A 26,063-nucleotide genomic window follows, 5' to 3' on the forward strand; every position below is an offset into this window, starting at 1 on the left:
CGCTCTTTTGCGGCTAAAACGGTTTGGGGATTTCTCTCGGTAGAGATTTCCCCCTCAGCCCATGAATTTTGCCCACGAAACACACGAAAGGACACGAAAAGAAAGACAGAAATCCGATGGTTTGTTTTTCGTGTTCTTTCGTGTGTTTCGTGGGCTACCCCTCGGTTGCGGCGCAGTTGCTCCAGGTAATCCGTGGTCACAATGAAAGCAGCACGGACGACCGCGTGACAGAGGGAGCCGCCGCCGACGGGGTGTAATGAATTTGCACCACAGAGACGAGGAGTGGGCGCAGAGGCCGATCTCTCTGCATGAAGGGAGGTTTGAGGGTGCCTCCGTGTCTTTGTGTCTCTGTGGTCGATCATCTCAGTATTTCGAAAAAATGGCCTGCGCGGTGAGGTGACCATCGGAGGGGGCCGCAGCCTCCAGGGCATCGTCGGCATCGCCTCCGTAGCCGATCACCTCGATGGAGTAGAAGGTGGGCAGTGGCTGGGCCGCCGGGGCGCCGCGCTGCCGCTGCACCGTCTCGTCGGCCGCGCTGGCCATGGCTCCGGTGGTGTCGCTGGCCGCGGCAATGGCGGCCAGATTGGGTGTGGCCGCCTGGGGCACGCCGGTGGCGGTGCCGCCCGCCGAGATGTTGTCCGCGCCGATGACGTGGAGCGCCGCGATGTTGAGGTCGCCCACGGAGCGGATGCCGGCGTCGCCCGCATCCACCGTGCCCTCGGGCGCGATCAGGTCGAGCCGGCTCGTCACCGCACCGGATCGCGCCGCATCCAGAACTCCGATACCGGAGCCGGTTTGGAGCGCGCTGGCGTTGAGCAGTACGTTGGCGTCGTTGTCGAGGACGAAGCGCAGGGCCGGGGCCACCGCGCGGGTCTTGGACCCGGCGCCGGCAGTGATGTCGCCGTAGGAGGTCCACATGACCAGGTCGCCGCCTTGCAGGGTAAAAACCCGCGAGTTGGCCAAGGCAATGTCGCCATGCGACATCATGCGTACGGCCCCGCCTTTTTGTGTGACCACCCCGTTTTGCCCGCCGGAGTGACCGAGTTCATCGATGAGGATCTGCCCGTAGGGTGCCAACACAGTGATGTCTCCGCCTGCCCTTGTGGTGATCGGGTTACCGTAAAAATTGACGATCCCTTCTCGTCCTCGTTCTTCAGGAAACAGCGAGGCAATTGCCTCGTATCCCCGACGATAGCTGCCATAACGGGGATTGTCCGGATCGTTCACGTCGATGCCCGTTTCCTTCAGTTCCGTGAAATAGACATCGAGCAAAAACGGGCGGCGGCGTTCAACCGGCAGCGCCTCGAAGGCGGCAACCATGTCAGCGTCGGAGAGAGGCTCACCGTAGTCCGACCCTTGCTCCGCCATCCAGGCGCGCAGCTCCGGCAGGTAGGTACGGACCACGCCCTGCGTGTTGTTCGGATCCAGATAAGTGGCTGCAAACGCTTCATATTCCGTCCCGCCACCAACCCCGGCTACCAACGTCAGTGAAGCGCCAAGGTTCTTGAGGGCGAGATTGGAGATATTGACGGTGGAGGAACTGCCTCCGCCGAGCGTCGTGGCCAAGGTAGTGATGTTGCCGGCGCTGGTGATGCTGCCGATCGGCTTGACAACCAGGTTTTCCCCGGCCTCCACCCAGAGGCTGCCTTCGCCCAGGATCGTCACGGTGGGAGCCACGATGTCTCCCACCGCTTCCACCAAGGAGAGATCGGATCCCTGGTTGTGCTGCACGGTCAGGGTGAGGTAATGGATATCGTCTCCCGATCGAATCCAGGCAGACTTGGGGAGGTCGATTCGCAAGCTCAGCGGATAACGACCGTCGAGCGAGCCCTCCAAGGTGTAAATGTGGACGGGAACGGCATCGCCGCGATGCAAAGGAACGGTCCCGCGCCCGTAGTTGGTAGACGCGCCGTGAAAATCCGACGACTGAACTATCAGATTGTTGCTTCCGGTCCTGAATGGGGCAATGGTCGTCCTCAGGTATTCCGGAGCCACATCCATCATCAGGATGGGCGTGTCAGAGGAAAAGGAGCCCGCTGCCAGCAGGTCGAGCGTGCCAACCGGGCTGGGGGCAAGCCGGAAGGCGTGGTTGGTGTTGCTCGTATAATAGGCCAGCAGGTCGATGTCACCTTGCAACGAGGCAAACTTCACCGTGCCGGGCAGGAACAGATAATCGCGGGCGACATGTGCAGTCGTGATCGGGGTGGCCGTGAGGGACATCCGCTGATAGATGGGACGGGCAGTATTGTTCCACGCCAGATCTGCGCCGGCATAGGGGTTGTTATAATAGAGCAGATCGCCGCTGATGGAAACGGCGTCCACTGCCGTGCGATCCGTATAGCTGAAGAAGAACGAACTTCTACCGAGGAGTCCGCCGACAATATTGGGCGTAATGACCGGGATAATCATCGGATCGACGATGGCCTCGATCTCCACGTCTCCTCGGGCCTGCAATGACAACGAGGCATCCATGAGTGCGAAGAGCGCATGGATGTCCTTGAGCACATAGTCGGAAGCTGCGCCGGAAGTGACTGCAGTCCCTGTCCGGCGCTGATAGCTCTGGCGATCCGAGGTGATGGCGCCGCCAGCCACGATGGCGGCCTCGCCGCGACCCAACATGTAGACGCCGCCGTAGATGTCGTCACCGGCATGGATCGAGAGGTCGCCACCTCCGCGCACCACCACTTCGCCGGAGAGTACCGGGGAGCCGACCGCCGCAGTCTGCTGGCCGGTGGTGGGCAGGGCCACGGCCAGATCGTGAATATGGCGCCCGGCGGTGATGGCCACGTTGCCGCCGCCGAGGGCGCCGATGCCTTGTTCGAAGTTGGCGAAAACCACCGACCAGCTCGTCTGCTCTGCCACCGTCATTTGCGACGTGCTCGATCCGTTCGAAGTATCGGCATATCCGTAGCGCCAGAGCCAGCCGGTGACGAAATCCTGGGTGAGCGGCGCGGTGATGTCGCGGCCCGCGGTGATTGTGACATTGCCGCCATTGACCGGGTAGTCGCCGACGCGGCTTCCCCGGATGAAGCCGGCTTCATCCGCGATCCGCTGGCCGGCCGTGTAGATGACGGATTTGGTATCGGTGAGGATCAGGTCTCGCCTCGCTCGCACGGCGATATCGCCCGTGCCGGTGCGGATGAGTTTGCCAGCGGCCAGCGTAATGTCTCCACCGCTCTCGAAGGCGAGGTCCCACGAGCGGCCGGCGAGAAGCGCGCCAGTCGAAGCAATGGCTGTGGAGAACCCGTCGCTGATGCTGCCGTTGACGAAGAGGTTCCCGCCTGCCGAAAACGTGAGCGCGCCGGGAGCCGCCTCCGCTCCGTAGCGATGGTCGTGCAGGTCGAGGTCGTTGGTAATCGTAAGATCTCCGGTGCTGGCGGCACGGATACCCGCCTGGATTTCCGCCTGCGCGTTGCCCAGGCGGGCGTGAATGGCGCCTGCGTTGTCCATCCAGGTTGCGGCTTCGGCGAGCATGGCGGCGTAGTCCGCCGTGCCGACCGTGCCGGCGGCGCTGTAGTCATAGGCCTGCTCGCCCCGCACGATCAGTTCGCGGGCGGTGATGGTTGCGCCGAGCTGCGTGACCGCAAGGTCGTCGCCCGTGCGGGGCGCGGTGACGACAACCGAACCGCCGCCACTCGCGCCGCCAGTCGCAGCGATGACCGCTCCGGAGGCGATGCCCACGCTGCCGCCCGCGGCGGTGATTTCGACCCGGCCGCTTTGCGCCGGGAAATCCTCGCCGATGTTGTCGAGCGCCGAGGCTTCGATGCGCGCTGTGCCCCCGATCGTCACGCCGTCGCCACCGGTCAGCCGCACCGTGCCGCCGTCGGAATCGGCGGTGGTACCGTTGGCGAGGATCGCGCCGTTGACCGTCACCCGGCCGGCGTCGGATTGCAGGAGCACGTCGTGCGCGGTGATCGCCTCACCCGCGCCGAGGGTGATCGCCTGGTTGCGCAACCGGATGCTGCGCTCCGCATCGAAGCCACCGTCGTTGAGCGCGGCGTTGAGGCCGGTCCAGTCCGCCAGGGTGGCGGCATCGAGCACGAGGCTGCCGCCCGCGTAGCCCTCCGCCGCGCCCCCAAAAAAAGTTCCGGCCAGCGTGGCGCGGCCCTGCGTAGCGGTGATTTCGATACGACCGGCGTCGCCTCCCTGCGCGCTGCCGGAGACATCGAGTACCGCGCCGCCGGCCACGGTCACGTCGCCCGCGTCGGCGGTGAGGCGGAGCGTGCCGCCCGGCGCCACCTTGACGATATCATAAAAGGTCGTGGCCGTGCCCCGGGCCAGAAGGCGGGCGTGATCGCCCAGGACAAGATCGCCCGTGGTCGCCTGCGCCTCGAAAATGCCGGCAGGCAGGCTGACGAGGGTGTCGAGCGTCACCTCCGTGCCGGTGACGAGCAGCCGCCCGCCCGCCTCCGCGGGCTCCTGGTCCGTGCCGCGTCCGCCGGAGACGATGACCGCGCCGGAGGAGGCGATCCGGTAATCCGACGCCTTGCCGGCGGTGAGCAGGTCGGTGGCGAGGGTCAGCGGAGCCTCGACCGTAAGCGAGCCAACGCCGGTCGCCGTCACCCGGTCGCCGACGCCGGTCACGGTCGCAAAACCGTCGATCCGGCTCGCACCAGGGCCCAGCACGAGGGATTCCGCGTGCAGCGCGAGCGCGCCCGTGCCGGAGGCGCCGGAGCCCGCCGCCACATCGAAGGTGTTGCGCAGGTCGAGTTCGCGGGCGGTGATCGTCACCGTGTCACCCTCGCCGCCGAAGCCTTGCAGGCCGGCAGCATCGAAGATGAGCGATTCCAGACCGGGCTGCCCGTTTTCATCCCGGCCGCCCAGGGTCACCGTGCCATAAAAGTCGATACTGCCGTAGCTGCGCAGCAGCAGGCTGCGCGAGGCGCCCAAGGCCTCCAGCGTGGCCTCGCTCAGCACCAGCCCTCCGGTCCCGTCCGGCGCGTCGCCGATGCTCACCTGCGAACTGGACAGGTCGAGTTGCGGAGTGTCGAGGAGGGTCGTGGCGCCCGTCTCGACCGAGCGCGTGCCGTCGAGGATCATGGAGCCGGTGGCGAAGAGCACGACGTCGTCGCCGATGACGAGCCGGCCGCTGCCGGTCGTGGTGCGGGTGCGACTGGTGGCGATGCGGTCGCCGGTGGAGAGGCGCAGCAGCGCGCCGTTGTCGGCATCCGCCTGGATACCGGTAGCGGCGAAGAGCAGCGGGGTGGTGTCGGCGGAGACGGCACCCTCCGCCCGGATCACGCTGCCGGCGGCGATGTCGATCGTACCCTTAGCCGCGAGGATGAGTTCGGGCAGGACGAGCGCCGAGGCGGCATCGTTGGCGATATAAATGTCGGTGGCCGAGACGTTGACCTGCGTGCCGGCGGCGGCCTGCGAGCGGGTGCCTCCGAGCAGCAGGCTGCCGACGCCGAAGTTGGAAAACTGGGTGGAATCGAGCACCAAGTACGAAGCGTCGGGCGCTTCCTGGCCGCTGCCGAGCAGGGCGATCCTGAGCGCGGCGATATCCACGTTGCCGAGCAGCCCGCCCTCCTCCGCGCCAAAGCGGCCCGTGCCGTTGAGTGCGAGCGTGCCGGTGGCCGCGAGCGTGAGCGTGCCCGCATCCGCCGGCAGGCGGGGGGTGACGATGCCCGCCGCCGAGGCGAGATCGGCCGCATAGTCGTTAAAACGGATATCGGTGTAGTCGCTATACTGGCGCACCACCGCTTGCGGCATGACGAGGAAGAGCGACTTCGCGCTGTCCTGGACGGAGGTGCCTGCCACCAGCCGGTAGCCGGTCGCGAGCTGCGCCCCGTCCAGGCGGGTCGCGGTGACCGAGGCCGAGGCATCGTAACCCGTCGAGAGCATCCGGATGGCCACCCCGCCCTCCAGCAGCGCGTAGTGCGCCGGCAGCAGGGTATAGACGCCATCGGCCAACCCCGAGACCCCCGAGAGGTAAACGCTGTCGCCCACACCGAAGCCCGAGGATGAAAAACCGCCGCTTCCGTAAACCGGAGCCGTGTGGCTGGTGTAGCCGGGCAGGAGGGCGAACATGCCGGCCGTGTTCAGAATGTCGCTCGAACCGCCGTTGCCGGGAATGAACTCGTAAGCATACAGGTCGCCGCCGCCGGAGAGATCGACCACCGCGCCCGCCTGCACGTCAACCTCCGGCCCGCCCAAGGTGATGGCCTTGGCCGGCGCATATCCGGCCTCGCTATATCCGGTGACAAGCCCGGCCGTGGCCGTTCCCAGCGGCACGACCCGGCCCTCCAGCGAGACCGAGGTCAGGCTGCCCGGCGCGAGCGCGAGAGAACGGGTGGCCTCCAGGTTGATTTTCCCCTGCGGGGCGCGCAGCACGCCGGCCTGCACGATGTCGGGCGCACGCACGGTCAGGGTTTCGCCGAACGAATATGGCACCGGTGCAGCACTGCCATTGCCGAGAAAGGTGACCGACTGTCCTGACTGGAGGAGAAAGCCTTCGTGGTTGTCCGCCCGCAGCTGACTGGCTGTCGTCACATAGGTCTGGGCGCTCTCCAGAACCAGTGCGCCCGGCGATTGCAGGCGGCCTGCCATCCAGCTACTTGTCCCCATCGTCAGCCGGATGTCACCGGTCGAAACAAACCGGGCTTCGGCAAAGGCGCCCAAGCCGTTGCCGCCGAGATCGAGTGTCTGGTAAAAGTCGATCAGCCCGGCGTTGACCGTCAGTTGACCGAGCAGCGACGGCGAGGCAGACGGGATATCGGGCGACGGGGTATCGTAATTGCCTTCGCCAGGAAAGGCGCCGAAACGGACATAAGGCGCCGCGATCAGGATTTCGGCCTCTGCCGGAGCGGCGGCCGCAATACCCAGCACCGGCGTGTTGAACGTGAGCGAGCGACCGGCCTCCAGAACGAGGCTGCCATCGAAGGCCACCTGCCGGGGAGACGAGAATACCAGCCGGTCGGCTCCGCTTGCCTGCAACGCTCCGGTATACACTGCGAGCGTGCCCGCCCAAGCTTCGGGGATGGGAGTGGACGCCTCGACCGTGGGAAACAGGGCCTCGCCCGTTGCACGGTTGGTTAACCGGTCCGTCAGCAGGAGGCCGGCGACACTAGTCAGGGAGGAGGCATAATGCCCCGCGCTGACAGAGACCAGACCGCCGGCCGCCGAGGCCGACCCCGGAGCGGCATCAATCCGCCCGGCGAGATAGCCCCCCGAAAAATTCGAGACCGAGAGCGAACCGGCGTCGCTCCCCACGGTTTGCGCCACATACGCGCTGCGCGAACCGAGCAGGCCGCCCTTGGTGCGGTTGAGATCGGCCGTGCCGACGACGCCCGACACGTCGATGACAGAGCCGAGGTCGGTGAAAAGGTAAACCCTCTGGCCTAGCAAAGGTGCCGCGACCGTCAGCGATACGCTGCCGGCTGCCTCGACGCTGCGAACCGGTACACTGTTGCCATCCAGCGTTGTTTTTACGTAACCGGGTGCCAGCAAACGGGCGTCCGCTCCCAACTTTAGAGCAACGCCACTACTTCCATCTCTGATGCCAAGCTTGATAGATCCACCTGGAGTCGAGAGGATGCCATTCACAAACAGGTTGCGTGCTGTATAAAGGGAAATTGATGATTCGGAGTCCATGAGTATCTGCGCTCCGCTCTCCACGATCAGATTACCGGTTAGTGCACTTGTAGCATTGATCTCGGAATCTGTTGTAACCAGCCTGCCGCTGGTATCGCGCAGACCGTTAGCGAGATTGATGTTCATCGGTGATCGCAGGATCTCCGGGAGGTAATCGACTGTCAGCACCGACCCGAGATCACCGCCCGTCGGCAGGGACCAGGCCGCCGCACCCAGGATATAGCTTAGGGTCAAGGGCTCGATCACCGTGCCTGCCGTCACAATGAGGTCGCCGGCTGCGCCGATCGCGTAGGAGGCAAAGCCGTTTTGCCGGAAAAAGTCCGGCGACAGGTAGAGCATGTCGGTGGCCGACACGCCGGTTTCCTCCGGCGGATCGTCGGTGATCGTGATCGCCCGCGAGGCCCCCAGACTCAGGCTGCCGCCCGCGCCGAGGGCGTAGCCGCGCAACTCCGCCTGCATGACATCGAACACACCTTGCAGGGTGGATGGCACCCATGAAAAACCCCGCCCCTGATCGGGCAGGATATCGTTCTGCAGCAGGATACTGCCGGCATTCCCCGACGTTACCTTGCCGGCGGTCGTCAGCCGCCCGCCACCGCTTACGTCGATGACGCTATCGGCACCCAGGATCAGGTCGTTCACGGTCTTGAGACTCACCGAACCGCCGTGAATGGCCAGCGGGGTCGTCACGGACATCCCGCCCAGCCGTTCGTTGATCCACAGGCCGCTTACATCGATCACCGCGCCCTCGCCCAGCCGGATCCAAGGGCGCTCCTCCTCGGTCAGCGCCCTCCAGTCGATCGAGGCGGAGGTGACTTCATAATAACCTTTTGGAAGATTGGCGAGAAGGGAGACCGAGCCGCCGGGAGACACGATCAAGCCATCGATCTGCGCATGGCTTCCGGTAAAGCTGAAGGATCCGAAAGCGCCCAAGTTGACCGTGACGCCCGGTTCGATGAACAGATCGCCACCACCAATGCCGCTGACAAGGTTGACGATGCCGAATGTGTGGCCGTCGAACCATCGGGCAGGCAGCAGGAGACTGCCGGCAAGGTCGGCATCCGGCAACATGCCGGGTTCGAAACCGGCGGGCAGGACCGCCGTTTCGTCGCTGATGGTGATATTCCGCCCGCGTGCCCGCCCCAGGGTGTCTGTGTAGCCGACAGCCAAGGTCGCCGCTTGCGGAAGCTGCTTCCAGGCCTGTTGCGGTGTCCTTGAAGTCGTGTAGCGCTCGCGCTGATAACGGCCGGTCGTGGTCTCGGCGACCAGCGCTCCTTCGAGCGCCACAAAATACGGGCGCATTCCGGGACCATATTGGTTAGCGATCTCGCTGGTGTTGTTTGGCCCCACCCGCGGCCCGATGATGAGCGAGCCGGCGTTTTTTCCTTCGAGGTAGCCCTGCTCGAAACGCCGGTAGGTGTCGTAGATTCCCGCATACACGATGTTCGGGCTGGCCGTGGCGATGTCGTAAACGTGGCCATCGGCGCCGAGCAGGCGAGTGCTGGTCACGTAGCCGTCGAGATAGCGCAGGCTGCCGCCGGAAAGGTCGATGAGCGACCCGGGGCGGGTGACGAGGGTGCCGCCATCGAGCCGGAGTGTGCCTCCGCCCGTCATCAGTTCCTCCACACCGTATTCGATCAGCCCGTAATAACCGGAGAGGTCGGCGAGGGTGGTGCCCCGGCGGAGATCGACCTTCACCTTCTTGCCGCGCAGCGGCCCCTCGCGCAGCAGCGGCGCGTCCTTCAACTCGTCGAGCCGAAGTTCGCCGGTGATCGTGTTGCGCTCCATCGCCACCTCGACCTCCTGCAGGCCGGCCAGCCAGATCTCCGCACCGTCGGCCAGCCAGATGAACGACGGGTCGTTCGCCGCCGTGGCGTTGGCGTCGTTGGTCCGGGCAAAGAGGTTGACGGTCGCTCCAGGCGCGTAGATCCGGGCGTCCTCCTCCATGAGGATCGTCTGGCCGATGAGATCGATCCTCGAGGGCCGGTACTGGCTGGCCATGGCCGTGCCCGCGCTGTCGTCAGGTGTGACGGCGAGGAGGCTGCCCTCGGCCAGGGTGATGTCGCCAAAGACGGTCGGCCATACCCACCAGAGCGTATTGTTGGCCGCGCCGTCGCCGGCGAGGAGCGTGATTGAGCCGTTGGCCTTGGAGGAAGTCGTGGCGGCCAGCACGCCGTCATTGCGGATCGATTTTCCGGTGATCGTAATGTTGCCCCGGTCGGAGGAAACGAGGCCGGTGTTGGTTGCCATGCCGCCGAGTTGCACCGCAGCGCGCACGCCGCGCAGATCCGGATCGGTCCGGTCTTCGTCATGACCATTTAGCCAGTTCCGGCTGATCCAGACGCGCTCGCCTGCCGCCATCACCACCTGCCCGTCCGGGGCGGAAATCTCGCCGGCATTGGCCACATTGTGGCCGATGAGATATACCGCTCCCTCGCCGTTGCTGACAATCTTCGCGCCCGCCTGCACGAACACGCCGTCGTCGGGCGCATGGACCCCCGTGCCGCCGTCGGTGCCGAAGGTGTAGAGGCGCTGATCGTCGAACGCGATGCCCAGCCGGAATGCCTCGTTGCGGGCTTCTACCGTCGCCCCCCGGAAATCGAGGCTGGAGGCGAGCAGGGTGTGCACGTTGACCTGCGACGATCCACCGAAGATGACGCCGTTCCGGTTGACGATGTAAACCTGCCCCTCGGCCTTGATCTGACCGAGAATCCGGCTCGGCGAGGCCGAGGCTCCGGTCACCCGGTTGAGGGCGATCCACTCGCCGGCATCGGCCCCGCCCGCCGTCTGGTCAAAGTAAAGCGTGGTTTCCTTGCCCACATTCAGACTCTCCCAGGTGAGGATCGCCTTTTGCTGCTCCTGTTTCACCGTGACCAGCGCGCGGTTCCCCTCGACCGTTTCTACCGGCGCGGCCGCTCCCAGCCAGAGGCCGGAGCCGGGTGTGGCGCCGGGCATCACCACGAGCCCGCCCGGTTTCATGCCGTTGGGGACAGTGCTGACCGCGGCCTGCGCGGCCGAGCGCGCCGCCGCTTGGGCAGCCTGCATCGCCTGGATGGCCTGCGTCGTGCGGGCGAGGGCATCGCGGCTCCGTTGCGCCGCCGCGGCCTGCTGTTCCTGAGCCAGGGTCTGCGCCGCCGGCCCGTTCTCCGATCCCGGGGAGGTCCGCGCTCCGCCGCCGCGCAGGATATTTCGCGCCTCGACCGGCAACGGCATCCACAACGCAACCGATACCGTAAACGCCACGGAGAGATAAAACAGATGCAAAAGGAGTGGTTTTTTCATGTCGAAAGTGGCCGGGGACCCGTTACCAGGGGATTGGACTCTGCGCCCGCTCCCCTTCTCTGTGGTGGGAAAAAATTGAACAGAAGATAAGAAGGGGACGAAGATTCGCTGGTGGTTGAAGGGGGGTTGGGCGAATGCAGCATTTTCTTCTTTGAAAAAGAAAGGTGTCGGGTGCGGGTGGTGTGGTGTGAACGGGAGTGCCTTCGTGATCTTCTTAACTTCTGTTCAATGGTTTGGTTTTCTCTGTGCCTTCTTCCCCTCTCTGTGGTGATAAAATCATTACACCGCAGAGGATGGGAGGAGGCGCAGAGGGCGACGCTTGCGCGTCGTCGCGCGGGCTGAAGCTCCGCGCTACGGTTATTTTCAGATCCATTTCCATGCCTGGTCATTGCGTCCATCAGCGGTTGGTCCGGTTGGTGTTCAGTTTCCAGCTTTTGCAGTCCCTCCAGGCGCGAGCACCTGCGAGAGGGCGAGTTCGTTGATCGCCATCGGATTCTGCTCCAGCAGCCGGGCCATCCAGGCCTGCCGGTTGGCGCGAGCCCGTTCGGCGCGCAGTTGCTGCGCGAGTTGCCCGCGCACTTCCGTCAGGCCGAGCGTGTAGGGTTCCTTCGTTTCCAGCGCCTTGACGATGTGCCAGCCGTCGTCGAGCCGGACCGGCGCGGAGAGACTGCCGGGAGCGAGCGCGGCCACCGCTTCTAGGATTTCCGGGCGTAATTGTGTTTCCAATACCCAGCCGGCCTCGCCTCCGTTTTCCGCGCTGACCTTTTCATCGCTGTGTGCGCGGGCCACGCCGGCAAAATCCGCCTCCGGCTGCCCGAGTTGACGACGCACGGCGGCCAGCTTTGCCTCGGCGCTTTCGGTCGCGGCCTTGTCCGCATCTTTCGGCAGCGCGATGAAGATCTGCGCGATGCGATACTGGCGGGGCACCTGGAGCCGTGCCTTGTTCGCCTCGTAAAAGGTCTGCAGTTCCGCGTCGGATGGATAACCCTCCGGCGGCGTCGAAACGGACTGGAGATAGCCTTCGACAATGGCGTTTTCCCGGGCGCGTTGCAGCAGCGCGGCGGCTTCGGGTTGCTGGTCCCATTTTTTCGCCAGCGCCTCCTTCAGCACGATCTGCCGGGCGAGCAGCGAGCGCACCGCCTGGGCGAGCAGGTTGGGATCGCGGGCGAGCGCGGCCTGTTCGCGGGGATCGAGCGTTTCGAGCGCGGCGCGGATTTCGTCGGTCCTGACATCGGTGTCGCTGACGCGGGCGAGGATGCCAGCGGCATCGGTAGTGGCCGCCGAAACGGACGAGGAAATAAAGCTGACGGCCGCAAGGAGAGACAGCAGTGTGTGTGTCGTTTTCATAAAAAAGTTCAGGTGGAGAGTTCAGGTTCGGGGTTCGGATCCAGTTGACCGCAAGGAGCGGAATTTTTTGGCCGCGAAAGAGCGCAAAGGGTCTTTATGCAGGGAAACTCTCCACGGCGCCTATAGGCGCCACGCAACGTTTCATCTACGTGGAGATTTTTGCGCCCTTTCGCGGCCAAAACGGTTTGAGAAAAATGGATGTCTTTGTGGTTCACTTCTGTGTTTCTCCTGCCGCAGGCGTGTATTTCTGGTCCATGATCCTGTCGGCGTAATCCTGAACCAGGTTCTGGATTTCCACGCGCTTGGTGCCGATGAACGGCTCGCGTGCCCGGATCGCATCGCCGAGGCCGAACTTTTCCAGACGGTCGAGGATTTCATTGCCGACCTTGACCAGTGCGATGTTGCGCGCTTCGCAATCGGCCAGCGCCCGATCGAGCCCGGCCGCGCGGGTTTCGAGAGCAGCGCGGGCCTGCTCCCGCGAATCCGCCAGCGTGGTCGCCTGCTGCGAGGATTCTTTCCACTTTGCCAGGTCGGCGGAGAGCTGCGCGGCCTTCTCCTCCTGCGAAACCACAACGGCCTTCAGGTCGGCGATTTCTTTCGCGGCAGCGGCGCGGTCCTTCTCGCCCTGCTTCGCCAGGGCGGCGATCTGCTTTTTCAGGGCATCGCGTTCCTTTTCGAGCTCGGCCTGCGCCACCTGGAGCGCGGCGTTCTCGCTCTGGGCGGCGCGGAGCTGAAGCGTGGTATTGCGCAGGGCCTCACGCAAACGAAGCTCCATGGTGTTGTCAGGCTGGGTTTGGGCGAAGGCGGCCGGGCCGGCAACCGCAAGCACGAGCAGCGCAAGAACGGCCGCTTTTTCCAAAAGCCGTTTTAACCGCGAATGGACGCGAATGGACGCGAATAAAGAACTAATCCTTATTTTCTTCATGTTGGTCATTATCGTGATAAAAATATTCGCGTTCATTCGTGTTCATTCGCGGTTGGTTCGTCTGTCTGGAAAATGGGATTTGGGTTGCATCAAAGCGTGCCCTCAGAACCTTGCGTTGATGTCGAACTGGAAGACGTCCGCGGAGTAGGCGGGACCTGAGACGGAGTCGGCGCTGAGCCAGCGGATACGACCGTTGACGCGCTTGGAAAGCCCCACGCTCACTCCGAGGATGTAGCCCTTGAGGTTGGTGCCCCCCAGGCCGAAGTCGGAATCCGTAAAACCGTCCACCACGGCATCGGACTCGACGTATTTGTAGGCGATACTGGCCTGCCAGTCCCACCGCTTTTCCAGCACGGGATTGCCGACATTGAGCCGGACCAGCCAGCCCATGTCGCCGCCCTCGAAGATGCCGGGATCGTCATCGTCGTCCGTCAGGAAAATCCGGTTGTTGATCGCCTTGGCAGCGACGGCGGATTCCTCGTAGGCGAGGTTTTTGACGAACTCCGCTTCCAGCGAGAGATGCACCGGATCGAACCGCTTGAAGTCGAGCCTGGCCGTCAGCGCCAGTTCGCGGAATGGCGTGGCCAGCCCGAAATACTGCCACTGATCCGCCAGCCCGAGCTGATTGGAGTCGGCAGGCAGGATGTTGCGCAGGGCCATATAGGTGTTGCCCTTCTGGGCAAAGGAAGGGCGGCGGGAATCGGTGTCGCCGCCATCGGCCGAGGTGAGCGGCGTGTAGGGCGTGGACAGCTTGCCCTCCACGTTGACGAAATCGTAGTAGGCCACGCCGACCTTCAGCGAAAGGTCGTCGCTCAGTTTCCAGTCGAACCCGAGCTGGCCGCCGTAAAGCCACTTGTCGTCGCTTTTGAATTTGTCCGGCCGGTTGCTGGAGAAGTTGAAATCGGTGTTGTAAACCGGGAATGCGCCGATGGTGAAAAACGGCGTGACCGGCCGGCCGATGCCGTAACGGGCCTGGGCGAGAATGCCGTCGAAACCGAGGTCGTCGTCCCAGACCAGATCGGTGGAAAAGAACGGATTCTCGAACCGGCCAACCGTGAGGGTGACGGCCTTGTCGGACGTCAGGCCGGGCACGTCGTAGCGGAGAAAGGCGCGGTCGAGCCAGATGGCATATTTGGAACCGAGGCCGTCCGCTCCCATGCTCTGGTTGGTGGAAACGGGCGAGTCGTCGTTGCCCGTGACGAGGCGGAAACCGGCGGTGAAATTTTCGCCGAGATCGGCCTCGAGACCGAGGCGGGCGCGGAGCCGGAGGCGCTCGCGGTCCTGGTCCACGTTCTGTTGCGGAGCGAATTCCTCGGAATTGGCGAGCGAGACATCGTAAGGGCTGCCGTTGTTGATAGCATTGAAATTGGGAAATACCCCCGTGGTGTCGTTGCCGGAGGGGAAATAGTCCCCTTCGTAGCGGAACCGGAAATCGCCGGAAAGGCGCAGGCGCGAAGTCCATTCGGGAAACGAGCGGGGGGCCGCCCAGTTTTCCTCGCGGGCCTGTTTCATGACCTCCTGTTTGATGTCCTCGCGGAGTTGCCGCTTGACGACTTCGGGCACGTAGGTGACGCGCAGCAGCCCGTCGCTGCCGGTCGTGGTGACGACGGTGGAGCCGGCAGGCGGCGGGGAGGCGGCGGCGACCCCCGATGCCGGAGCGGAGGAAGCAGGCGCCGCCGGCGCAGTCTGCATCGCCTGCTGCACGGCCTCCCTGACTTCTTTCGCCACGGCGGCCTTTTCCTCTTCGGCGATCTGCACCAGCAACTGTCCCTGCTCGGGCGTAAGCGTCTTTTGCTCGACCAGCATCTGCACCAGACGGTTCATGGCGCCGGTCTCAGCGGCAGCCGCCGGGAGGGCAGCCGAGACAGCGAAGCTGAAGGCCGAAAGAAATGTCAGCAGTTTACGGGTGATCGTCATATGAAAATGGGTTGAGCGTTCGGAATCGGGTCTGGATCTAGCCGGCTTCCGGGAACGGATTTTTGGCCGCGAAAGAGCGCAAAGATCTCCATGCAGATGAAGTGCTGCGTGGCGCCTATAGGCGCCATGGAGAGTTTCCCTGCAAACAGACCCTTTGCGCTCTTTCGCGGCTAAAACGGTGTGAGAAAAATTGGCGGTTTTGTGATTCATGCAGATCGGTAGCTTCAGCGTTTTGGCGCTACGGACGTTTTCCGGTGATGCGCAGGACAATGGGCAGGGGCATGTCGGAGGGAGGCGGTTCACGCAGGGTCAGGCCGGTGAGCACTTCTTTCCGGATCGCCTCGTCGAGAGCGGGATCTCCTGTCGTTCGCGCCAGTTCGGCATGCGTGATGCGGCCCGCGGCATCGGGCCAGAGCCGCACCACGATGCGCACATCGGGGGCGCTGCGCGTGGTTTTGTTTTCGAGCAGCGCATCGTGAATCTGCTTCTGCACCTGGCTGCCGTACCAGCCCCAGCGGCTGACCGCGCGTTGTCCGCCGCCTCCGGTACCGGCGCCGCCGAGACCGACAATCCCGCCGCCCCCGCTGCCGACCAGCCCGAACCCGTCGGGAGGACCGTTGCCCTGGATACTGGTGCCCATGGTCTCGCCCGCCGGTTGCTCGTCCGCCGGTGCCTCCGGAGTGGCGGACGGTTTTTCCTCATCCGGTGCGATCGGCTCCTGCGCGATCATCTCCTGCGGATCGGTCGGCGAGTTTTCCGGTTCCGGTTCCGGGCGCGGCACCGGAGGAGGCGGCGGTGGCGGCGGCACGTCCACCCGGATCATCGACAACTCGGGGGCTGCGCGACGCGGCGCGGGTTTATCCCCCGAGCATGACTGGAACACCGCCACGATGATGCCGGCCAGAGCGATGGCTCCCACGCCGAGCAGGATCGCATGGCGCTGGAAAAAGCCCATCTCCTCCTCTTCTTCGAGAGGGGCGTCATCGTTTTGATGGTTGTTGTCAGAAGATGATGTCATGAAAACAGTTCGGGTCGGCGGGTTGTTGGGTTATTTGCCGGCCTTGGTGGCGAGGCCGACTTGCGCGATGCCGACGCGGCCGAGCACATCGAGCACATCCATGATGCCCTGGTATTGCGTGAGGCTGTCGCCGCGCACCACCACCGGGAAATCCGGCGTGATCGATTTCTGCGAGTTGAGCCGCTGTTCGAGTTCGGTGAGCGTCACCGGCACCGTATCCAGAAAGACACGTCCCTCGTTGTTCACCGTAATCGCCTTCGTCTTCGGCTTGGCGAGGCTGGCCGGTGTGTTGCTCGATTTCGGCAGGTTGACTTTCGTCCCGGCGACCGAGGCCGTGCACATGAGGATAAAAATGACGAGCAGCACGTACGCCAGATCCAGCATGGGCGTGATGTTGATGTCGTCGTAAGGTTTGCTTTCGTCCTGGACGGTCATGGTGAGCTTCGCTCCGGTTTCGGGTTCAGAGTTTCGGGTTTGGTGTTCAGAGTTGACCGCAAGGAGCGGAATTTATTGGCCGCGAAAGGGCGCAAATATCCCCCTGCGGATGAAGCGCGGCGTGGCGCCTATAGGCGCCATGGAGGGTTTCCCTGCAAACAGACCCTTTGCGCTCTTTCGCGGCCAAAACGGTTTGGGAAAAATGGAGGTTCGGGTGGTTCATCCGGATCGATGTTTTTTGGCGGCTTCAGTTTTCGGTACCGGCGAGGCGGGCTTTTTCGGAGGCGCGCTTTGGGTAAAATTCGGCGACCTTGGTGACGAACTCGTCCACGAAGACCTGCATGTCGGCGGTCACGTCCTTCACGCGAGTGAGCAGGTAGTTGTAGCCGAACAGCGCGGGGATCGCCACGGCCAGGCCGGCCACGGTCGCCAGCAGCGCGGCGGCGATGCCGGGCGCGATCGCGTTGACGTTGACGTCGCCGGCCATCGCCACCGCGGCAAAGGTGATCATCACACCGACCACCGTGCCGAGCAGCCCGAGGAACGGACCACCGGAAATGGCAATCGTCAAAAGCACCATCTGCTTGTTGAGGCGCTGCTGTTCGCGGACACGGCCGCCGTCCATGCTCGCGGTAATCGCCTTGATGGCATGCGAGGAAAGGGACTTTTCATCGCCGTTTTTCACCTCCGAGAGGCGCTTGCGGATTTCCTCGGCGCCGATGTGGTAAAGCCGGTAGAGCGGCGCGCGGGCAATCAGCTTGCGCTCGGCATCGGTGAGCTGGCCGCCGAGCGAAGAAACCTGATGGTTGGCGTTGTCGAGTGTGGTGAGGTCGGTGGCGACGTGCTCGTTGAACAGCTTCAGGAACCGCTCGTTCCCCTTGCGGACCGCGTCGATGTAACTGTTTTTGGCCACCATGACGGCGATGCTGATCGCGCTCATCACCCCGAGGATGACGATGACGATCCAGCCATCGAAGGTGAGGTTCTGGATGATGACCGTGAAATAACCGGAATGATTCCCGCCACCGCCGCCCGAGTATTCTTCCTCTCCAACCAGAGCGACGCGGGGGCCCGAGTCTCCCCCCTGCGAAGTGGCGAGGAATCGGATGAAGCCGGACGGGCGAGCGGTGCGGGAAAGCTGGAATTCGACGAGTTCTCCGGTGAAACCGGCCGTGATGGCGGCATCGGGCGCGGCGCGATCACCGCCGAGCGCGGCCGGCGTATCGAACGCGGGGATACCGCCGTCAAGCGTGGCATAAGCGCTTCCGTCGACGTAGAGGATGATCCGGGAGCCGTCGGCGACGACGGCAAGGTGATGCCAGGCATTGACGGCGAGCGGCGCCCCGGCCGGTGTGCGGAGGGTGGTGCCGGAAGCGGTGATCTCGACAAAAGGGACGCCCTGGTCGGCGCCGACGAGGAAGGCGGCTTGCGAGCCGCTACGGCGGCTGTAGATAATGGCGCGTCCGGCAAGCGTGGCGGGTTTCACCCAGGCCGACCAGGTCAGCGGAGCGTTGGCGGACCAGACGAGCGAGGGTGTGGCGGGAACGGTGATGGCGGAGGTGCCGTCGAAACGCAGGCCCGTGCCGATAAGTGTGCCCTCGGCCGGAATACCGGGGTTGGCCGCATTGTTGTCGTTGCCCGAAAAATCCCGGGCCGGCTGGCCGCGTTCGCCGAAGTGCCAGGCGAGAACCGTGTCGGCATCGAAAGTGCCTTTCGCGTTTTCGACTGAGGGCGCGGCCTGGTTGCCGTAATAGAGCCGGATCACGGTTTGCGCGCCGGGCTTGATATCGGGAACGCGCACCCAGACAAACGCCTCGCCGAGGAGCGAATCGAACTGCGCGACGTGGTAGGGAAGCACCGTCTTGTCGTCCTCGGCGAGGAAACGGATGTCGGCCCCGTCGGGCCGGGCCTGATCGAACTGGAAGTTGCCGATGTGCAACCGCACCAGGACAGGCGCTCCGCCGACCGGTTCGGCGATATCGGCCCCGGCGGGCGTCGTATCGATCGTGAGTTGCTTGCGCAGCGCCCACTCGTCGTTCCACCAGGCATGGGCCATGCCGGGAAGGCCGAGCAGGGCCACGAGGCCGAGTAGTGCATTTTTGATCCGGAATCGGGTCGGTCGTTTCATAGATGACATTCGTTGGTGCGGAGCGGGGCGGCCGCGAAGGATGGGGAGGCTGCCAGTGACGGATTTTTTAGCCGCGAAAGGAGCGCAAATATCTCCATGCAGATGTAGTGCTGCGTGGCGCCTATAGGCGCCATGGAGGGTTTCCCTGCAAACAGACCCTTTGCGTTCTTTTGCGGCCAAAACGGTTCGAAAAAAATGGATGTCCCTGTGGTTCATTTCGGCGTTTTTCAGAATTCGGCCCACAGGCGGAAGGTGAGGCGGGGTTCATAGCGGTCGGTGCGGCCTTCGCTCAGCAGCGGCAGCCCGAAATCGAGCGAGCCGTTGTAGTGCTCGCGGAACTTCAGCCGCGTGCCGGCGCCGATGCTGGCGAGCTGGAAGCGGGAATCCTGGTCGGGCAGCGGATCCCTGAGCGTGAGTCCCGCCCACTCGGCGAAGACATAAAAGCGCCATTCGTCGAGGCGCTTGCCGAGCGTGAGCGGCGGCGCGCGCAATTCGGCGGAAAACGCGATGCCGTTGTCGCCGAGCGCCTCGCTTTCGAGGTAGCCGCGCACGGTGCCCAGGCCGCCGGCCCCGAACTGTTCGCCGGAGACCAGCGGCTGGCTGGCGAGTTGTCCCATGACCGTGCCGTAAAGCTGCCAGTCCCCGCCGAGTTCGCGGGTCTGCGAAAGATCGCCGCGGAAATAGATGTAGCTGCCATCGGCCCCGTAACGCCGTGCGTCGAATTCCTCGGGATCGCTGCCGAGGCCGCGCACATGGAAATTGAGTCCGGCGTTGAGCTGTGTGGTCGCCTTTTTCCCGAACGACGTCAGGGAGTAATTGAGCCCGAGCGGCCAGTAGGTGACGGGCGTGGCAATGTCGTCGGGATCGCCGGTCACGGTCAGCGTCTGGTCGTAGTGCTTGTAATCGATGCCGATGCTCAGGCTGTGCGAAAAGGACTCGGAGCCGCCGAGGCTGATGATGGCCTGTATGCCGACGATGTCGCCGCGGCCGGCTACATCGAACGTGCCGAGGGTGGACACGTTGCTGTCCTGCTTCACTCCCTGGATGAGGAGGCTGACCGGCGAATCGGGCAGGCGCGCCAGGTACCAGGCGGAAAACACCTCCGCGTCGTCGAGCCGCTGCGGCGCGATCTGGAAACTGAGGCCGGCGGAGTGCTCGAGCTGCCAGAGGTTGTTGTAGGTAAGCGAGCCGTTGAGACGCAGCGGCTTCGTATCCGCGCTGTGGCGGTTGTTGAGTTCGAGGCTGCCGTGGAGCGGGAGCGTGTCCTCGACATTGAGGTCGATATCCACCGTGCCCGGCACGACACCGGCGCGAAGGGCCGGGGTGACCCGCCGGTCGGGCGACTGGTTGAGCGCGACGATGTCGCGGGTGACGGCGTTGAAATCGGGCACCTCGCCCTCGGCGAGCGACGGGGCCTTTTCCTTGATCGCGTCGAGATCGTAGTAGCGGGAACCCCGGACGCGCAGCCGGCCCACCTTGCCCTCGATGACCTGGAGATAGACCGCGCCATCGGTCACCTGCTGGGCGGGTACCTGCACCACCACCGTCTGGTAGCCCTTGGCCTGGTAGGCTTTTTCGAGCGCGGCGCGGGCTCCCTCGACGTCCTCGGCCGTGCGGGCCTCGCCGAGGAACGGATACAGGGCGGTTTCGACTTCGAGCGGCGTCAGCCTCTGCACGCCCGCGATGCGGTACTCGAACACATCGAGCCGCCGGGGCGCAGGCGCAGAAGCGCCGGTTGCCTGGGCGAAGAGTCCGGCGGACCCGCACAGGCAGGAAAAAACAAGGGAGGCGAACGCGAGGTTCACCGGCGAGTGGCGAGGGAAAAGCGGCATCAATGAGTGGTGGCGGGCGGTAAAATCCTTAATGGCGACCTGGACCGATGACGGGTACTCGTCACGATGGCCGGCAGTCTTGTGTTAAAAGAAGGTTACAATTTTCCCGATGTGATTAAGGCAGCCGTTCCACCCGGGTGGAACGGCTGCACGACCGTTGTTATTTATGACTCTGACAAAAAGGAATCCGTGCGGGAGAATCAGGCAGCGAGAACCTCCCGGTTGAGTTTCCAGCGGCGGTAGCCGACAAAACCGAGCGCCAGCGCGCCGATCAGGATCGCGTAAGTAGCGGACTCGGGCACTTGGGAGTAGTCGGGAGGAAAGCTGAAAAACGACGGATTGTTGCTGAATGCCAGATTCCCGTCGGCATCCAAGCCGAAGGTTCCGAGATAAGTCCCGCTTGTGGAATCCCAAGTTACCTCATACAAATCCAGAACCTGCCAATCCGAATCGGAGAAATCGGTGTTGACCGAAAAGGAGGCATAGCTGATCGCAGGACGCCTGCCTACTACCGCAGTCACAACGTTACCGTTATTAGATGTAGCGACGGTCCAGCTGTTCAGATTATTAACCCCACTAACAAGAACATCAACAATTCCGGCATAGGAATTGTTCTCGGTGGCGCTGGCCCTAAAGAGTCCGTTCGCCGTGTCCTGCACGAGAGATGTATATGGCGCATAAATCCCGGCAGCTGTCGTGCTTGTATCAATGCTGGGTCGTGCATATGTGCTAAGCCCCTTAGGCAATTCACCAGCTTGATTCCCTTGGGTCAGGAATCCAATTTGGTTTGAGAATCCGGTTGTTGTGTTAGAACCAATGACCCCAAATGTAAGATCCGCCCGCGTGTTCCAACCAGAGCCATAAGTAGCCACAAGATCGGCACCGAGACTAAAACGTTCCGATGTATTGAGGGCGTTAACGGATGTGATCGTAAAGGTCGTATTTGCGCTAAGGTCTTTATAATTGGATATATTGCCCAAGTTTATCTCCAGATTGCTCTGTTGGCCCGTTCCACTGGTCGCCTTAAACCCAAGGATAAGGTCACCGGATTCGATTGTGACCGCTTGGGAATGGGCCGCCAAGGCAATACCGAGCAGAGCCATGACAGAAGGAAGTGTTGATTTTCTCATAGTATTATTTATTTTTGGTTGCGAAAAAAATATATGAGGGGAAATATTTGTATTTCCCCTCCTGAACTTGATCGTTGCCGATCGGCTTCCGGTTCACACCGGAAGCCTCATGCCAGATATGATTCCGGAGGATTACGGATAAACAACCCCGCCCTCAGTCTGCCGAGTGACATTCACATCCTCCAACAAGATGCCGGCGACTGCCGCATCGGTCTCCACGATTTGATTAATAAGGGCCGTCACCACCGGGAGTTCGGGACTCCCCAGTGTCGGACGATAATAAACATGCTCGTAGCCCCAAAGTGTGTACTTGCCTTCCTTGACGGCGTCATAGGAGAAAGGCACGCCGTTGTAGCTCAAGACCAGGTTGTCCGATGTCGAACCAAACTCCCCCGTGGTGCCATTGAAGGTAATACCCGCAACATTGGCGGCATCACTGATGCCAAGGTAGGTAACGAGACCGAAAGGAATCGTTGCCGAATCCACCGTCGCATTGGCAGCCACCGAGTTACCCACAATGCCGGCAAGCGTTCCGCCACTGGACTCGCCGCCGCCACCGATCGAGACGACCGCAGTGATGGCGGAACCGCTGACCGAGGCTTGGTACTGGTTAATGACTGGTGTCAGGTTGTACGTAGGGAAGTTGATTTCAGCCAGCGTGGTGATACGGGTTCCCGAACTGTCATTACGTCCCAGCGGCAGCACTTTGAACGCAAAGTGATCCTCGTTCTTCGTGAAGAAGGAAAGCGGAGCTCCCACTTCCCAGATCAGACGAGCCTGCTGGGTCGTGATGTTGGTCACACTATGGAAATGACCATTCCACGCTCCTCCGCTGCCAGGGGCAGTAGCACTATTGCTGCTGGATCCCCGGACGAACACGAACGGAATGACACCAACAGGATTGTCCTCCAGCCTTACATGCGGATCAGTCGGCAGGGCTGGGTCACTGTACTGGGTATAGATGGTAGATCCTTGGTATACGTCTGAAAATGCCGCATGGGCTATCCCCGGAACCTGTAGATCTGCCGCATCCTCTGGAGAAATCTGCCCGGGAGTGCCCAAGGCTTCATCATCCAGCCAATCAAGAACCGGTTGAGTCTGCAGTGCCAGCGCACCAACGCCTGCGGCAGAACCGGACCAAGTGGTTTTGATGGTTACAGTATCTGAACCCAGCGTTCCGCGATAAATCGCTTGGTTAGCCGAGGCAGACGTACTGGTTCCAACCCAAGATACCGTTGGACTACCAAGGATATTTTGGATTGCACTATCCGCTGACGCACGAAACGCCGTGGCCCCGGTGATGCGGATTTCAATGTCAGCAGCGAGCGCCAAGGAGGCGGACGAAATGGCGAGCGCGCTCGCCATGAGTATGTTTTTAGCTTTCATAGGATTTTTCCTTGTTCCCTGAGTTGTTGTTTTTCTGCCCGACCGGTTGGGAACGTGGCCGGTCGGGAAGTTGCGAGGGCAACGCGCTGGCGCGCTGTCATGGGATTCGTCCAGGCCGCCGGACGGGGTGCCGGCGGGAACTCCGGAATCACCGGAGAGAGCCGGAGCACCCGGACCTGCCTCCTCGCCCGGTTCCCCCATGCCGGAACAGGAATCATCAGCATCCACCCTTGCGCGACGCGGCCCGCGGCACGAATCTCCGGATCGGAGGCATGGATGATATCAAGGGTGGCTGGCATGGGAGGGAGGCGGAGGCCGGGCTGGACAGGTTTGGATCGTTGGCTGAAGCGGTGAATTTGCCTTCAAATAATAAGACCCGTTTTTACCCCCCGATCTACTAGTCGCGCAGGTTACAAACCTGTTACGTTTTGAATGAGGGGAAAAATTTGTCTGTAAAACCGGCCTGAAGGCTTTTTTGTCAGATTATATCAAGTGCCAGACACCTTCAATATTCTCGCCAACAGGTTTCATTTCCGTGCGGCAACTATTAATATAAAGAAACGGTGACAGGACAAACCGCCCGATTCCGGACCGGCCGGCACAATGTAACCTGAATGTCACAAAGGTGACTAGTAGATCGGGGCGAAAAAACGGGTCTTACTATTGTGCACTTTATCCATTTTTTCCGATGCCCGCCGTGGCCGATATCTGCCTCCTTCCGGGTCGCACCTTCCCGGCGCACGGCCCGGTGGCTCTTTCTCCTCACCATCGCAAGCCTCGGGCACGCCACCCCTCCCCCGGCCGACCCGATCGATTACTTTACCGACCCCGTCCTGGTCCGCACCCCGGTCAGCGTGGCCGCGATCAAGATGAAACCAGCGACCCTGCCGGAAATTTTCTCCCTCGTGGAGCAGCAGACGGGGCTGAAGTTCGTCTACCTCGCCACCCAGTTGCCGCTCAAAACCACCATGGAACTCGAATCCCGCGAGACGGTGACCCTGGCGCGCCTGTTCACCGACGTGTCCTCGATGGTGGGCGTCGTGTTCGTACGCCATAACCGCAAGATCGTGGTTCGCGTCCAGTGGCCCGAGGACAGGATCGCCATCCCCGGGCCCAACCGGACCGGCGCAACCGGATTTGAACGGCAGGATCTGGCCGCCCCCCGTCCATCCAGATGAACCACCGCTGACCGGACAACCGACTCTCCCTCGTCACAGCGACCACCCTCGATCCATGCACACCGAAGACACAACCGACGAAACCCTGATGCTCCGCATCCGCGATCACGACGAGAAGGCGCTGATCCTGCTTCAGCAAAAATACTACCGGCACCTGTGCAAGTTCGCCTTCCACCTGCTCCGCCGGAAGGACTACGCCGAGGAGGCCGCCTCCAACGTCTTCATCAACATCTGGTGCCGCCGGCAGACCCTCTCCGTCAAGACCACCCTGCGCAATTACCTGTTCAGTTCGGTGAACAACCAGTCCCTGAAGCTGCTGGCGCGACAGATCGATGTCGACACGGTGGCCATCGACGACGTGCCCCCGCACATGCTCGTGGACGGCCACCGCACGGACGGCGGCCTGCTCTTCCGGGAGTTCCAGGAAGAACTGGATGCGCTCCTGGCGTGCATGCCGCCGCAGCGGCAACTGGTCTTCCGGATGAACCGCTTCGAAAAGATGTCCTACAAGCAGATCGCCTCCGCCCTGAACATCGCGCCCCGCACGGTCCAGAATCACATGGTCGAAGCCAACCGGCAGATCGAGGTGACGATCCCCCGCCTCTACGAACTCATAAAACGTCATTTCTAGACCACATCCCCCGATTCATCTCTCCAGACCGGACATGCCGGGAAAAAATATTCAGCTCCGACTAGTAGATTCAGCCCATTTTCCGGGTCATATATTATAGGCCCCTCCACATGCATTCCACCACTGACGACAACGAATACTTCTTCAACCTGGCCACTCGCTACCTGGTCGGGGAGGCATCTGGCGCGGAACGCGAGCAGATGGTCGCGCTGCTGCAGGATCCTGCCCGGCGGCAGATGTTCGAGAGCATGCGCTCCACCTGGGAGCTCGCCCCGCTCGGGCCGGAGGACGATTACGATCTGGAAGGCGCCACCCGCAGGCTCGAGGAGATCACCCGGCGGGAGGACAGGCGGGAAAAGCCCGCCGTCCGCGTATCGGTAAAAAAGATACGGCGGCGCCGGCTCGCGTGGCGCCCCGCCGTGCTGGCAATGTGCCTGGCCATCGCCGGCGCCATCCTCTTCATCGGCCTCCGGCCCGCGCGGCGCGTCGTCGTCGCGGGCGATTCCGCCGCCTGGGTGCAGAGGACCACCGGCGGCGGGGAGCGCCTGGCCGTGACCTTGCGTGACGGGACAAAAATCACGCTCAACGCGAACGGCACCCTCTCCTACCCCGCGGCATTCAGCCCCTACGCGAGAATCGTGCGCCTGACAGGAGAAGCGTACTTCGATGTCGCCCACGACGAAGCGCGTCCGTTCGTCGTCGAGGCCGGAACCCTGCGTATCACGGTTCTCGGTACGCGATTCAACGTCCGGGCCTTTGCCGATGGAACGGAGGCCCGGGTGGCCCTCGTGCAGGGGCGGGTGCAGGTCACCGGAGCCGGCCGGGAAGGCGAGACGGAACCGGTGGTGATTGCACCGGGCCAGCAATATTCGTTTTCCGCCAAAACCGGCCGCGGCGAGGTGGCGGCTGTCGTCACGGAGACCGTCACCGGCTGGATGCTCGGCGATATCATCTGGGACCGCGAACCGGTGCCCGCAGCCATGCGGGACCTGGAAAAACGCTTCGGGATCCCGGTCGAGATCAGGGATCCGCGACTGGGGGGAGAAACGATCACCGCCCGCTTCCAGTCGGACCCGCCTTCGGAAATCTTCGAGGTGCTGCGCCTGACCGGCGCGCTCAATCCGCACATTGTGCGCAACAATGGCCAGATCGAGCGCGTCATCCTCCTGCCCGGCCGGCTGAGCGACCGCTCCGGAGCAAGCGGCAGGGCCTCCGGCCAGGCGTCGCCGGACTGACGACTGACTGCAGTGAAAAGCGCAAC

15 protein-coding genes are annotated in these 26,063 nt (G+C 62.9%); 4 read left to right on the plus strand and 11 right to left on the minus strand.

The window, feature by feature from the left end:
* Positions 1 to 363 precede the first annotated feature (363 nt).
* The 11 genes from OPIT5_27380 to OPIT5_27430 all read right to left on the minus strand — a co-directional run bounded on the left by OPIT5_27380 (position 364) and on the right by OPIT5_27430 (position 22,408).
* Positions 364 to 10,875 carry a filamentous hemagglutinin gene (locus tag OPIT5_27380; protein AHF93378.1) on the minus strand — a complete coding sequence of 3,504 codons (10,512 nt, stop codon included), beginning with the start codon at positions 10,873 to 10,875 and terminating at the stop codon, positions 364 to 366.
* Positions 10,876 to 11,295: 420 nt separating this feature from the next.
* Complete coding sequence (locus tag OPIT5_27385; GenBank protein AHF93379.1) at positions 11,296 to 12,132, minus strand: peptidyl-prolyl cis-trans isomerase; 837 nt, start codon at positions 12,130 to 12,132, stop codon at positions 11,296 to 11,298.
* Between the two features lie 301 nt (positions 12,133 to 12,433).
* Complete coding sequence (locus tag OPIT5_27390; protein ID AHF93380.1) at positions 12,434 to 13,183, minus strand: hypothetical protein; 750 nt, start codon at positions 13,181 to 13,183, stop codon at positions 12,434 to 12,436.
* A gap of 66 nt (positions 13,184 to 13,249) precedes the next feature.
* On the minus strand, positions 13,250 to 15,064 hold the full coding sequence (locus OPIT5_27395) for a hypothetical protein (protein ID AHF93381.1): 1,815 nt from the start codon (positions 15,062 to 15,064) through the stop codon (positions 13,250 to 13,252).
* Positions 15,065 to 15,302: 238 nt separating this feature from the next.
* Positions 15,303 to 16,082 carry a hypothetical protein gene (locus OPIT5_27400; GenBank protein AHF93382.1) on the minus strand — a complete coding sequence of 260 codons (780 nt, stop codon included), beginning with the start codon at positions 16,080 to 16,082 and terminating at the stop codon, positions 15,303 to 15,305.
* A gap of 30 nt (positions 16,083 to 16,112) precedes the next feature.
* Entirely contained in the window at positions 16,113 to 16,517 is a 405-nt protein-coding gene (locus OPIT5_27405) for a transporter (protein ID AHF93383.1), read from the minus strand.
* A 247-nt stretch (positions 16,518 to 16,764) separates the two neighbouring features.
* On the minus strand, positions 16,765 to 18,645 hold the full coding sequence (locus OPIT5_27410; protein AHF93384.1) for a biopolymer transporter ExbB: 1,881 nt from the start codon (positions 18,643 to 18,645) through the stop codon (positions 16,765 to 16,767).
* 227 nt (positions 18,646 to 18,872) lie between these two features.
* Positions 18,873 to 20,477, minus strand: coding sequence for a hemin-binding protein (locus OPIT5_27415; protein ID AHF93385.1), 1,605 nt, complete (start codon positions 20,475 to 20,477; stop codon positions 18,873 to 18,875).
* A gap of 200 nt (positions 20,478 to 20,677) precedes the next feature.
* Positions 20,678 to 20,851, minus strand: a complete 174-nt coding sequence (locus tag OPIT5_27420; GenBank protein ID AHF94808.1) for a hypothetical protein — start codon at positions 20,849 to 20,851, stop codon at positions 20,678 to 20,680.
* A gap of 760 nt (positions 20,852 to 21,611) precedes the next feature.
* The gene (locus OPIT5_27425; protein ID AHF94809.1) at positions 21,612 to 21,704 is read right to left on the minus strand and encodes a hypothetical protein; all 93 of its coding nucleotides are present in this window, start codon (positions 21,702 to 21,704) and stop codon (positions 21,612 to 21,614) included.
* Between the two features lie 35 nt (positions 21,705 to 21,739).
* Positions 21,740 to 22,408 carry a hypothetical protein gene (locus OPIT5_27430; protein AHF94810.1) on the minus strand — a complete coding sequence of 223 codons (669 nt, stop codon included), beginning with the start codon at positions 22,406 to 22,408 and terminating at the stop codon, positions 21,740 to 21,742.
* Between the two features lie 511 nt (positions 22,409 to 22,919).
* Between OPIT5_27430 and OPIT5_27435 the strand changes: the two genes are divergently transcribed.
* The 4 genes from OPIT5_27435 to OPIT5_27450 all read left to right on the plus strand — a co-directional run bounded on the left by OPIT5_27435 (position 22,920) and on the right by OPIT5_27450 (position 26,037).
* Positions 22,920 to 23,015 carry a hypothetical protein gene (locus OPIT5_27435; protein AHF94811.1) on the plus strand — a complete coding sequence of 32 codons (96 nt, stop codon included), beginning with the start codon at positions 22,920 to 22,922 and terminating at the stop codon, positions 23,013 to 23,015.
* Between the two features lie 643 nt (positions 23,016 to 23,658).
* Positions 23,659 to 24,171 (plus strand): hypothetical protein, encoded by a 513-nt coding sequence (locus OPIT5_27440; protein ID AHF93386.1) that lies wholly within the window; start codon positions 23,659 to 23,661, stop codon positions 24,169 to 24,171.
* Between the two features lie 55 nt (positions 24,172 to 24,226).
* Entirely contained in the window at positions 24,227 to 24,802 is a 576-nt protein-coding gene (locus OPIT5_27445) for an RNA polymerase subunit sigma-24 (GenBank protein ID AHF93387.1), read from the plus strand.
* A gap of 110 nt (positions 24,803 to 24,912) precedes the next feature.
* Positions 24,913 to 26,037, plus strand: coding sequence for an anti-FecI sigma factor FecR (locus OPIT5_27450; GenBank protein AHF93388.1), 1,125 nt, complete (start codon positions 24,913 to 24,915; stop codon positions 26,035 to 26,037).
* The last annotated feature ends 26 nt before the right edge of the window (positions 26,038 to 26,063 follow it).

Source organism: Opitutaceae bacterium TAV5 (assembly GCA_000242935.3).
GTDB lineage: Bacteria > Verrucomicrobiota > Verrucomicrobiia > Opitutales > Opitutaceae > Geminisphaera.

Coding starts and splice junctions, on each gene's coding strand:
- OPIT5_27400 (AHF93382.1), bottom strand. CDS start 16,082: ATGACATCATCTTCTGACAACAACCATCAAAACGATGACGCCCCTCTC.
- OPIT5_27435 (AHF94811.1), top strand. CDS start 22,920: ATGTCAGCAGCGAGCGCCAAGGAGGCGGACGAAATGGCGAGCGCGCTC.
- OPIT5_27415 (AHF93385.1), bottom strand. CDS start 20,477: ATGCCGCTTTTCCCTCGCCACTCGCCGGTGAACCTCGCGTTCGCCTCC.
- OPIT5_27395 (AHF93381.1), bottom strand. CDS start 15,064: ATGACGATCACCCGTAAACTGCTGACATTTCTTTCGGCCTTCAGCTTC.
- OPIT5_27405 (AHF93383.1), bottom strand. CDS start 16,517: ATGACCGTCCAGGACGAAAGCAAACCTTACGACGACATCAACATCACG.
- OPIT5_27450 (AHF93388.1), top strand. CDS start 24,913: ATGCATTCCACCACTGACGACAACGAATACTTCTTCAACCTGGCCACT.
- OPIT5_27410 (AHF93384.1), bottom strand. CDS start 18,645: ATGAAACGACCGACCCGATTCCGGATCAAAAATGCACTACTCGGCCTC.
- OPIT5_27390 (AHF93380.1), bottom strand. CDS start 13,183: ATGAACGCGAATATTTTTATCACGATAATGACCAACATGAAGAAAATA.
- OPIT5_27380 (AHF93378.1), bottom strand. CDS start 10,875: ATGAAAAAACCACTCCTTTTGCATCTGTTTTATCTCTCCGTGGCGTTT.
- OPIT5_27445 (AHF93387.1), top strand. CDS start 24,227: ATGCACACCGAAGACACAACCGACGAAACCCTGATGCTCCGCATCCGC.